Origin of the sequence: Bacillus sp. JJ1474, assembly GCF_036965225.1 — a bacterium.
Classification (GTDB): Bacteria; Bacillota; Bacilli; order Bacillales; family Cytobacillaceae; genus Cytobacillus.
Genome location: NZ_JBALPC010000223.1, coordinates 6,820 through 18,636, shown reverse-complemented (window position 1 = coordinate 18,636; position 11,817 = coordinate 6,820). Strand labels below are relative to the sequence as shown.

Annotated in this window: 10 protein-coding genes and 1 tRNA gene; 3 read left to right on the top strand and 8 right to left on the bottom strand. The window is 37.1% G+C overall.

Annotated features, from left to right (window positions below; translation table 11 throughout):
- The first annotated feature begins 63 nt into the window (after positions 1-63).
- A complete protein-coding gene (locus V7164_RS22665; RefSeq protein ID WP_335344044.1) occupies positions 64-1,677 on the top strand; it encodes an L-lactate permease in 1,614 nt (537 codons plus the stop codon).
- A gap of 17 nt (positions 1,678-1,694) precedes the next feature.
- Positions 1,695-1,937, top strand: a complete 243-nt coding sequence (locus tag V7164_RS22660) for a hypothetical protein (RefSeq protein WP_335344045.1) — start codon at positions 1,695-1,697, stop codon at positions 1,935-1,937.
- 510 nt (positions 1,938-2,447) lie between these two features.
- On the opposite strand, the gene V7164_RS22655 is transcribed toward V7164_RS22660, so the two are convergent.
- From V7164_RS22655 to V7164_RS22645, 3 genes are all read right to left on the bottom strand, one after another.
- Positions 2,448-5,783: a tetratricopeptide repeat protein gene (locus V7164_RS22655; RefSeq protein WP_335355289.1), complete on the bottom strand. Its 3,336-nt coding sequence runs from the start codon at positions 5,781-5,783 to the stop codon at positions 2,448-2,450.
- 14 nt (positions 5,784-5,797) lie between these two features.
- The gene (locus V7164_RS22650) at positions 5,798-6,307 is read right to left on the bottom strand and encodes a hypothetical protein (protein WP_335344047.1); all 510 of its coding nucleotides are present in this window, start codon (positions 6,305-6,307) and stop codon (positions 5,798-5,800) included.
- Positions 6,308-6,776: 469 nt separating this feature from the next.
- A tRNA-Arg gene (locus V7164_RS22645) sits at positions 6,777-6,848 on the bottom strand.
- A gap of 316 nt (positions 6,849-7,164) precedes the next feature.
- Here V7164_RS22645 and clpP point away from each other — a divergent pair.
- Positions 7,165-7,764, top strand: coding sequence for an ATP-dependent Clp endopeptidase proteolytic subunit ClpP (gene clpP, locus V7164_RS22640; RefSeq protein WP_335344048.1), 600 nt, complete (start codon positions 7,165-7,167; stop codon positions 7,762-7,764).
- A gap of 43 nt (positions 7,765-7,807) precedes the next feature.
- Here clpP and V7164_RS22635 read toward each other — a convergent pair whose 3' ends face one another.
- From V7164_RS22635 to V7164_RS22615, 5 genes are read right to left on the bottom strand one after another with little or no spacing between them, the layout of a single operon-like run.
- Positions 7,808-8,065 carry an HPr family phosphocarrier protein gene (locus V7164_RS22635; protein ID WP_335344049.1) on the bottom strand — a complete coding sequence of 86 codons (258 nt, stop codon included), beginning with the start codon at positions 8,063-8,065 and terminating at the stop codon, positions 7,808-7,810.
- Positions 8,066-8,101: 36 nt separating this feature from the next.
- Positions 8,102-9,043 (bottom strand): DNA-binding protein WhiA, encoded by a 942-nt coding sequence (gene whiA, locus V7164_RS22630; RefSeq protein ID WP_335344050.1) that lies wholly within the window; start codon positions 9,041-9,043, stop codon positions 8,102-8,104.
- A 50-nt stretch (positions 9,044-9,093) separates the two neighbouring features.
- Positions 9,094-10,077 carry a gluconeogenesis factor YvcK family protein gene (locus V7164_RS22625; protein WP_335344051.1) on the bottom strand — a complete coding sequence of 328 codons (984 nt, stop codon included), beginning with the start codon at positions 10,075-10,077 and terminating at the stop codon, positions 9,094-9,096.
- Positions 10,074-10,967, bottom strand: coding sequence for an RNase adapter RapZ (gene rapZ, locus V7164_RS22620; protein WP_335344052.1), 894 nt, complete (start codon positions 10,965-10,967; stop codon positions 10,074-10,076). The genes V7164_RS22625 and rapZ overlap by 4 nt, the downstream gene beginning before the upstream one ends.
- 26 nt (positions 10,968-10,993) lie before the next feature.
- Positions 10,994-11,452: an 8-oxo-dGTP diphosphatase gene (locus V7164_RS22615; RefSeq protein ID WP_335355290.1), complete on the bottom strand. Its 459-nt coding sequence runs from the start codon at positions 11,450-11,452 to the stop codon at positions 10,994-10,996.
- Positions 11,453-11,817: the final 365 nt, after the last annotated feature.

Below are 11,817 nucleotides of genomic sequence, written 5' to 3'. Positions count from 1 at the left end.
GTTGAAGATGAAATAAGAAAAATATATATTTAGTGATGTAGTAATAAAGGAGGAAATCGGAATATGGAACTACCTGTTAATATTTTGATGTGGCTAATGGCTGCAATACCTATAATAATACTTATTTTACTAATGGTGAAGTTCAATTGGGGGGCTGCAGAAGCTGCACCTATTGGACTCTTGGCTGCATTTATCATTTCCATCGTTTTTTATAAATCAGATCTGCAGCTATTAGGACTGGAAAGTGCAAAAGGTATATGGACTTCATTAACGGTCATTGTCATTATTTTGCCTGCCATTCTAATATATGAAGTAACTAGTGAGGCAAAGGCATTTGATTCAATCCGGAATGGGTTAAAAAAGTTCACGTCTAATGAACTTCTTCAAATTATGGCAATCGGTTGGGTGTTCGCCAGTTTTTTACAAGGAATCACTGGTTTCGGAGTACCAATAGCCGTTTGTGCTCCATTATTAGTTGGACTTGGTGTAAGACCCCTATGGGCTGTGGTCATTGCTTTATTAGGACAGGCATGGGGTAATACGTTCGGAACATTAGCCGTGGCTTGGGATGCATTAGTTTCCCAAACTGGTATTCAAGGCGGAACGGTAATTGAAGCGGCTGTCTGGGCTTCATTATTTATTTGGATTATTAATATCGCTACTGGTATCACTATCAGCTGGGTCTATGGCCGCTGGGCAGCTGTTAAAAAAGGATTGCCGGCCGTAATCATACTTTCCTTAATTCAAGGTGGAGGCCAAACAATTTTAGCACAAATGAATCCTGCATTAGCAGCTTTTATTCCATCATTACTGTCACTGGTTGCTATATTATTTATTGGCAAGCTGAAAATGTACAGAGAATCATGGAGTATTCAAGATAGTAAACTAATGGTTCGTCAAGAAGGAGATAACAAGAAAGAAGAAAATGTCTCCAAAGATCCACTTACCATGAATCAAGCATTTTTCCCTTTTTATGTATTAACCGCTATTACACTGATTGTTTTGCTTATCGGTCCTTTAAAGACATTTTTGAATCAGTGGCAATTAGGTCTAAGCTATCCTGAAACAACGACCGGCTATGGTATGGTGAATCATGGTTATGATCTATTTTCACCTGTCATGCCATTAACGAATTCCGGGTTATTCTTGCTTCTATCTGCTATCATCGGTTTTGTCTTTTTTAAGAGCAAAGGCAAAATTGAAAAAGGCGGAGGAACACGGGCTATTAGGAGAACAATTGAAAAAACGATTCCTTCCACGATCGCAGTAATCGCATTGATTATTATGTCTAAAATCATGGGTGGAACTGGACAAACAACTGAACTTGCTATGGGTACAGCCGGAGTTATGGGTCAGACTTATGTATTCCTAGCACCAGCAATTGGCGTTCTCGGGTCATTTATGACGAGCAGTAATATGTCTTCCAATATTTTATTTGGAGGATTCCAACAAGCGACTTCCTCGCTTTTACATTTAAATGAAGCAGCTATATTAGGGGCCCATACTGCAGGCGGTGCGATGGGATCAGTTTTATCACCAAGTAAGATCATTCTTGGTACAACAACTGCAGGAATCCTCGGTCAAGAAGGGCTCGTCCTTAAAAAGATTTTGCCTATTGCGATAGGTGTTGCTCTTTTGATAGGTATCATACTAACGATTACTACACTGTTTATTTAGGAAGGAGATAGTTCAACATGAGAGATTTTTTTGCAACTAAAGTAGGTCTTCAAACAATCGCATTTATTGTTACAATTGTTTCCTTTCCTTTTCTCTATGTGGGAGGCACCCAAGGCAACTCAAGTCTATTGAACATTGGAATAGTCTTAATGCTTGTAGGCATGTTGGCAGCGCCAGCCATAACATTCTTACATGGAAAAAAAGCGACAAAAAGAGACGGCTACAAAGGTGTTCAGAAGCTCGAAACGAGAGAGGAATAGACTTCTCACACGACCGTACGTCTAATATTCTACGCTCACTGCATGGGGGTATTTATCCCCCATATATAGTGAGCGTTTTTATTTTATTTCCATTGTGAAGTGTTGGCAGCCTGAAATTCTCTATAACAAAAAAAGTTCCTGTGTTTGAATAAAACCATCAAACATTGGAACTCATTTTTGATAATAACGCCCTCGGCATGGGTCGAACTAACAGTCAAAGCATTGATTTAATAAGGTTTTGTAGAGACAACGTATAAAATTTGTGTATATTGTGTTTGCGGTAAGCCCGTATACAAACATCGCATATAAAACAAATACACCTCCTGGTATGAACAACATATCAATTTAAGGGAGGTGCTTTTCATATGCCACAACAATAACTTACCATTATCCCCGTTACAATCCCAAAACGAAAATACTTCCACAAAAAACCCTACTTTCACGATGAAAAACGACACCACTGAAATTTCCTTCTTCAACGGACATTTGGATGCTTCGATTCTCTTAGCATTATAATGACTTAAACGTACCTTCATCAGAGTGGATTAACCAATGTGCAGGACCTACACGATACCATAAAGAATTAGTTAACTCACGAATTTCATAAACTTCATATGGGACAGCCTCATTATCGTGACGCCATTCTGTCATGCCACTTTGATGACCTGGATCAGATGGGAATGATTTAACATAATGAGTTTTTGGTGAGTCATAAATGCCAATCGCATTCTCATCTTCACTTTTAAGGTATTTATGAATTTTAGTAAATTTTACTTTTTCTTCATTATTGGTAATACAATGATTGGGTTGAGATGTAAAACAATATGCTCCACCATTAGTTATATAATGAACATCTAATTTTTGCCCTTTCTTTAGAACACCGACAATATTACTTGTAGAAGAAGCACTTCGATAAACATTTATATTTTCAGCTAATATTTCAACTTCTCCATAAACACGTGAACTATAGAATTGTTGATTATATGTTCGATCAAATGCAACATTCTCATCTAGACGTATATAATTACCTCCTACTCGCAAATAGCCTGAAGAAAGATGAGCATTTACTGAAACTGAATCTTCATTTACAAAATAACCAATTATCGTTTCACCATTATCATCATAATAAATCGGAACAAGATCTGTTAAAAGTTTCGCTTCTCCAATATTATTTTCGCTTTTATAGATATTTAAATGGTCAGACTTTATAGTCATAACATTTGGATTAAATCTCACCCATTCATTCAAACCTACTTGAAGCCATCCGTCTATGGTTAGACTTTTTAATGTATAGGATTTACCAGGTTCTAAGTAGTAAATAGTTTCAGTTGTTTTGTTTTCTACTACTTTTACATTTCCTGAATTCACTTGTAATTCCGACATCCCATAAATTGAATGATCTTGATTATAAGGAGCTACTAGTTGTTCGTAAGCAATATTATTTGTTTCTTCTAAAACAATTCCATCTTGAATTGTAATCTTTTGAAAACTACGATCAAATACCTCCCAAGTAGTTCCTTTAGCCAAGACTAATTCTTCTCCTGTTGACAAAGTGACAATGGTATCTTCTAGTATAGTAACTATTCCAGATGCATTATCACCTATCTTATTCGGTTCTAAATAATTAATCATTATTGTTTCTTCTAACGCTTCTTCCTCTTCATTTGAAACATCTTTATTGAAATCAACTGTATCAATATCCGCTGAGTATTTTTCAATGTTATTCGAATATTTTTTTGTATCGTTTGAAAAATAAGTCGTATGGGTTCCACCATTTGAACTATTTAATTGATTCCATATTAAAAACACTATAATTAAAGGCACTAACGTGCTAAATACCAGAATCCCTGTTTTTCTAGTTTTTCGCTCAATCTTGTCTTTAGCACGCGGTTCATCTAATTCAGCTGCTTTTTTATACCAAATGAAAGCTTCTTTTTTATCTTTTTTACCGATTACCCCTGTTTCATTCAGTAAGCCTATCTCAAACATTGATGATACATGGTTCATCGCAGCAGCTCTTTCCAACCAGCTAAGTGCCGTTACATAATTTTGTTCAACTCCAAAACCTTCCTGATAAAACTTTCCGATACGGTATAGTAAGTGCTCATTATAAGCGAAGTCTGAATCATACAATCGAAGATGTAACTCTACATATTCTTTTTCAGTTGCATTAAATTTATTTTCTTCAATTAAGGATATTAACTGAAAAATTGCTTGGCCATGCCCTGAAGTTGCAGCTATTTTTAAGCGTTCCAATGCAAGTTCTGTATTTTGTTTCGTGTGCTTTCCTTCCAGATGATACATTGCGGACCGATAGTAATCATCTTCTGTTCCATTTGACAAATTTATCTCTGTTATATGGAAATCATAATAAGCGATTTGTTCCATATATTTTTCATTGATAGAACTAGGATTATCATCAATTTCTCCACTGCTAATCTTTTCATATAATACCGCGTATTCATATGATTCATAAAGACCCATAATCTGTTCTGGATACTGAATCTTTATTGGCTTATATTGAATTGATGCATCCTTATCGCAATATTTAGTTACTGTTGCCGGAAGATATTCCGTATCTTCACGATAAACTAAATTATTCTGTTGAAATCGCACTAAAAAATTCTGTAGCACTTGGATAGCAGTCGCAACATACTTAGGCTCTTTAAGTTTTACAGAAAGATGCATATATTTCTCTACGGCATCTTCCAATTTCACAATGTTTATGCCATAAACAACTGGCTTATGTTTCGGTGCATGAGTTAAGGAAGTAAATAGCTTTGTATAATAAAAATGTTTTTGTTTATCATCAGTAATCGCTGAAATCTGTTGCGCAAGAATAGTGAAATGAATCAATTGAGAAGCCATTCCATATGAAATACCTTGAGTAAGTTTTTTTGCAATTTGCTTATTGCGACTAAAGTAACCAACTAATTTCCGACTAAGTTCTTCTGCTTTCTCATATTCATTTTGAGAAGTGCATTTTTGAATTTGTCTAAAAACATCTTCAGTTGCATTCTTAATATTTCGCTCCAATGCATTCGATATATCCAACATTAATAGTTGTTGTTCTTTATCAAATTTTTGATAGGAAAGTTTCAATGCTTGACTCTCTTCTTGAAGCTTTGTGGCGAGACCAGCGTAAATCTGACCTAACAGAAAGATTATTTTTCGTAATAATTTCATTATTTGTGCAAATATCACAGAAATTAACTCATCTTGAGTCTTTAAGAATTGTTCTAACTTTTTATCTTTACTATTATTTGAGCGGATAAAATGTCTCGTTACAATTCCCGCAAGAGGTCCGGCAACTGCAGTTGCTGCAAAACCCCCAATTAAACTAGCAATAGCCGTATCTTGAGATTGGCTTAATTCTTTTACATATGATTGATATGCATTTATGTAAGGAGCTATTTTTTCTGCAATAGGAGCTTTTAAATCATTTATCTCGTTCACTAGTTGCTGAAAATGCTTAGAATCAACTAAGAATCGTTCACTATTTTCATGAGTGTAGTTCGCAGTCAGGCGATAAAAACTTTGACGGTAGATTTTTTCTATTTCCTGCAGCTTGTAATCATCAAAAATTGAATCAATATTCGTAATAAAATTCGCTGGCGACACAAACTGCAGGTATGATTTTAAATGTTTTTTAGCATCTTGTTTAATCTTCGGCTCATAAGATGCAATTTCATTCATATAATCTTGGAATTGTTGAGTGAGCAACTTACCAATTTGCTCTACATTTTGGTTTAGTGTATAAACCATAGCATCTTTTAAGATAGGTGAACATTGTTCTAATGCCAAACTAGCATCTAAAATTATCTTTCTCTCTTTAATGATAGACAAAACTAGTTCCTCCTTTAAAACAATGTTAAAAAGCTATCTAAATAAGAATCAACCAAATCTATATCTAACAATTCTAATCCATCTAAACTTGCAATAGTATTTGTATCTATATTTTGAACTATTGAAACCTTTGGACCCAACGCTTGTGAGGAGGATGTTAACAGCATTGCATTGTTATACACATCAAATCCATCGTACGCATTGTCGAATACAAATGATGTACCCACTCCATCCTGTATTTCAGTGCCCATCTGCTCGATAAAGGTTGAGGAAATGTTTCCTCCTGGTGTTAAAAAATTTGTCATCCCCTTTGTTGAAAGTGTCGACCCAAGTAAATCCATATTTTCTGAGTATAGCAAATAATCTCCATTATTATGTATATCAGGCACTATGAAACCTTTAGTATTGCCATAATGATCACTAACAAGTAATTGGTCATTTACAAACGGGATTATGTTTATATTGTCACCATCGACCATTTGACCAAGCTTTTGTGCTGGGTATAGAAGCTTTAACGACTCCAATATTTACACCTCTTATTATTTATAAACTTTGTATAGTAAATTCTTCGCAACAGCCCATGTGGAGGCCATTCCCTTTGATGGTACTTTTTACATAATACTATTCTACTATAAAATCACCTTTTTGGTTGTTGAAATGTGTAAATTAATTAAAAACAAAATGCGGAAGTGGGATAAGCCGAGTGTTTTGTTTTACTTGATGTGAAAAAGACTGCGGTTATCCCCAGTCTTTTCACAATTACTTTATTTCAAATTGCTCCTTAGGAGCCTTTTCTTTAGTTGCGCGATCGTAGTGGTGACGGCTGTCCGTTGTTTCATGTAGAAGCCCTCCATAGAAATATTACGGAAGGTCAGTCAAGGGGCATCTCGGGGTGCTGTGCGTGGTATTTTCAACGGAAGAATAGCCGAAAATAAAAAACGCCCCTACGCTTAAAAAAGCGCAGAGGCATCGGTAATTTAAAAGTATTAATGACGCCCTCGGCAGGAATCGAACCCACATCTTAAGAACCGGAATCTCACGTGCTATCCGTTGCACCACGAGGGCATATCGAAATATAGTAAGGCACAATGGGCTTGAATGGACCTAATTTTTGATGCACCTTTTTTTATGCTACGATTACATATTATACGATATTTTTTGGAACTTTGCAAGCCATTATTTGTTTAAAAAACGGTGAAGCGGGTATGATGGATACGAGGGAATTTTTCGAGCAAACGGTGTCGAACGATAACTTTCGGTAATGAAAGTGAATTGTTTGACCTTTATTGACCATCAGTGTATCATAATATTACATAAAGAAAAACATCTTTCGTCTATATGACTTTGAATGTTTACCTTACTTTTAAGGAGGAATTTAAAGATGAACTTAATCCCTACAGTTATTGAACAAACAAACAGGGGAGAGCGTGCGTATGATATTTATTCCCGTCTTTTAAAAGACCGTATTATTATGCTTGGAAGCGCGATTGATGATCATGTGTCGAACTCGATTGTTGCTCAATTGCTATTCCTAGAAGCAGAAAACCCTGAGAAGGATATTACCCTATACATTAACAGCCCAGGTGGAAGCATTACAGCTGGTATGGCGATTTATGACACTATGCAGTACATTAAAGCTGATGTTTCAACAGTATGTATCGGGATGGCAGCTTCTATGGGTGCTTTCCTGCTTGCTGCGGGTGAAAAAGGAAAGCGCTACGTTCTTCCAAATAGTGAAGTCATGATTCACCAACCACTTGGTGGAGCACAAGGTCAGGCAACTGAAATCGAAATTGCTGCAAAACGCATTTTATTCTTGCGTGACAAGCTAAACACGATTCTTTCAGAGCGCACAGGCCAGCCGCTTGAAGTGATCGCTCGAGATACAGACCGCGACAACTTCATGACTGCTGAAAGAGCTCTTGAGTACGGTCTCGTGGATAAAATTATTACTCGTTTAGATGAGAAAAAGGATAAGTAAAACAAAAAAACAACTCGCATTTTTTATGGCGAGTTGTTTTTTATTAATGCTCTTGTTGGATATAGTCAGCAAGCTCTTCAATCGCTTGGGCTTCATCTTTGCCATCGACAATTAATGTAATGACTGTACCTGAACTAACCGCTAGGCTCATTAAGCCCATGATGCTTTTCGCATTTACCTTCTTACCGTCCTTTTCAAGGAAAACATCTGATGAAAACCGGTTTGCTTCCTGAACGAAAAGTGCTGCAGGCCTTGCCTGTAATCCTGTTTTTAATCTTACTTCTACCTGTTTTTCTACCATTTCTCTTCTTCCTCCCCTACAGAATCTTCATTATTATTAAATCGATTCTCCTGCTCTCAATTTATCTGCTATCTCATCTATTTTTCTTAAGCGGTGATTGATGCCTGACTTGCTGATTGTGCCGCCAGAAACCATTTCTCCAAGTTCTTTTAATGTAACATCTTGATACGCGACACGCAGCTCTGCAATTTCTCTTAATTTATCCGGTAAAATATGAAGGCCTATAGTTTCGTCAATGAACCGAATATTTTCCACCTGTCTTAAAGCGGCACCAATGGTTTTGTTTAAGTTCGCTGTTTCACAATTTACGAGACGATTAACTGAATTACGCATATCCCGCACAATACGAATATCTTCAAATCTAAGTAGAGCGTTGTGAGCCCCGATAACTCCCAAGAAATCTGTAATTTTTTCAGCTTCCTTTAAGTATGTGATAAATCCTTTTTTTCTTTCTAGTGTTTTACTATTTAGGCCAAAAGTATTCATCAATTCACAAAGAGAATCATTATGTTCCTTATAAAGTGAAAAAATTTCAAGGTGATAGGACGATGTTTCCGGATTATTCACCGACCCCCCTGCTAAAAAAGCTCCTCGCAAGTAAGAACGCTTACAACATTTCTTTTTAATAAGCTCTTCAGAAATATTATTTGTAAAGACAAATCCTTCGCTAAGGATCTTCAACTCATCTAGAATTTCACTTGCTTGTTCAGACAATCTAACAATGTACACATTATTTTTCTTCAGTCTCATCTTCTTTCGTACAAGAAGCTCGACTTGGACATGGAAATTCTTCTTAATCAAAATATAGATTCTTCTTGCAATCGCTGCATTTTCAGTTTGAATATCGACAATTAACTTTCTGTTAGAAAAGGAAAGGGAACCGTTCATCCGAATAAGTGCTGATAATTCAGCCTTCCCACAGCAATCCTTTACTTCAAGATTTGTTAATTCCTTTTTCGTTTCTGAAGCGAAAGACAACTCCTTCACCCCTATTCTTAGAAAAGCGCAAGAGGCGCTGACCACTAATATTATTTTTTATGATGTTTTTCTTTTTCATCTATTAGCATAGAGTATAGCATGGATGCCACCTCTTTAGTATCATGACGAATAGCCCCGTCTTTCAGGCTGACAATTTCCCCTGGAATCACTTCGAGCCCTAACTCATGAAGTCTATCTATATCAAAGACGACCGGCTGAGACTTTTCTTCATTATAACGCTCCCGAACCTGAGAGGGAATATCCTCGTTATTCACAAGAATCGTGTTAATGAAAGCACAGCTCATATGATCATAGATGGCCTGAACATGATCGGCCGCAGAATAGTTATAAGTCTCTCCCGCCTGTGTCATTAAATTGCATATATATACCTTTTTTGCTTTTGCACGGCAAACTTCAGCTCCAAGCTTAGGAACGAGAAGATTCGGCAAAATACTTGTATATAAGCTGCCTGGCCCAATAATGATTAAATCCGCTTTCCTAATAGCTGAGATCGTTTCAGGAAGAGGTTTAATATGTTTGGGTGTAAGGAATACCTTTTTGATCTTTTTCCCAGAGTACGGGATTTTGGATTCGCCAGAAACGACAGTCCCATCCTCCATTTCAGCATGCAAGACAACGCTTTGATTCGCTGCTGGCAATACCTTGCCCCTTACATTTAAAACTTTGCTCATTTCCTGAATGGCATGAACAAAGTTTCCAGTAATGGAAGTCATAGCTGCCAAAATCAAATTCCCGAGAGAATGTCCCGATAATTCATTTGACGTTGTGAAACGATGCTGAAACATCTCCTCAATTAACGGCTCTACATCAGATAGCGCGGCCAGTACGTTTCGAATATCACCCGGAGGAGGAATATGCAAGTCGTTTCTAAGCCGTCCAGAGCTTCCTCCATCATCGGCAACTGTCACAATTGCAGTGATATCAACGGGATATTGCTTTAATCCCCGCAACAGAACAGGCAATCCAGTCCCCCCGCCAATGATGACGACTCTCGGCTGTCGGTTCGTCTTCATTTTCCATTTTCCTTTCTCCTCTGAATATCACGATGCGTAATTCGCGTATGATAATCATCTTTAAAGTAATTGGCAATGTACTCAGCTAACGCGACAGAACGATGCTGTCCACCTGTACATCCTATCGCAATAACGAGCTGAGCCTTCCCTTCTCTTTTATAATGAGGAAGCATAAAGCTTAGCAGCTCTGTGACCTTCTCAAGGAATTTAGTCGTTTCTGTCCATTTATGAACATAGTTATATACTTCTTCATCAAGCCCAGTTTTCGGGCGCATATGATCAATATAATGAGGATTTGGCAGAAATCGAACATCAAAAACAAGATCAGCGTCAATCGGAATTCCATGTTTAAATCCAAATGACATAACATTTACCGTGAACATCGTTGTTTTATTCAAAGAGAATTCCGTTAGAATTTTTTCACGAAGCTCCCTTGGCTTTAACTGAGTCGTATTATAAATAATTTGTGCTCTCCCTTTTAACTCCTCCAATAGGTTGCGTTCAAGCTTAATTCCTTCTAGAGGCAATCCTGAAGGAGCAAGAGGGTGAAATCTCCGAGTTTCTTTATACCTTCGCACTAATGTCGAATCATCCGCATCTAAAAAAAGAATTTGCGGGGTTACCCATGAGGTTTCAGAAAGATCATCGAGTGCTTTAAACAGGTGATCAAAAAATTCACGCCCTCGTAAGTCCATGACTAACGCTACCTTATTCATTTTATTCCCTGAATCCTTCATAAGTTCAAGAAATTTTGGCAACAGCGTTGGCGGCAGATTGTCAACACAGAAAAAACCAAGATCCTCAAAGCTTTGGATTGCCACCGTTTTTCCTGCACCTGACATCCCTGTAATTATCACAATTTGAGTTTCATTCACAGCACCCGTACTCATACTTTTTCCCCCTGACACGTTCTAACTTAGCTTGGATCTAATCGATAGCTTATCAGCTCAAAATCTGGTGTATAGGTGAAAGTCCCGTAAATAATACCTTTTCCATGAATCATATATTCAAGAATATGGCTATCACCTGCAGCCATTGGCAGGTTCTTAATTTCCTCAAACGGATGCCAAAGAATTTTCCCCTCTTCGGACTCATCCACATTCAAGCCATCTGCTTCCGTTGCCAAAAAGGTAAACATCATCCATTCCGATAGAACCCTGTCTCCTTCTTTCATGATAAAGGTGAAAATTCCCTTTATATTCGGGTTACGTAAATAAATGCCTGTTTCCTCTCTATATTCACGAATGCAGGAGTCCCGAACCGATTCCCCCGGCTCCATCTTCCCGCCGGGAGCTACCCACCAGCCTCGTCTCGGCTTTTGCAATAACAGCACTTGATTATCCTTAATTAACACACAGTTGGTGACTCGCTGCATCATTATTCACCTCATTTTTTCCGTTATGACTTCCTCAGGTTACTTTCATCAGCATATGTCACTTCATTATACTATTTTTGTTATACGGTAACAACGAATTGAAAGTTTCAACATATGGAAGAAAACATGATTTTAACAAAAAAAAAGAGCACAGACGTATCTGTGCTTAAAAGGGTTATATCTTTAAAAGGGGGTCAATTTCTATATCTATAATAACTGATTTTTATTTCACTATTGTTACAGGAAAATTAAAACAGAGTTACTTTTTGTTAAGGTTTTCCTTTATGCAGTTTTCTAATTTACTTAGTTTGTCTTTTGGAGAAGTCATTTATTGGACAGGTTTTCTGTTTTCCCACGTTTCCTGT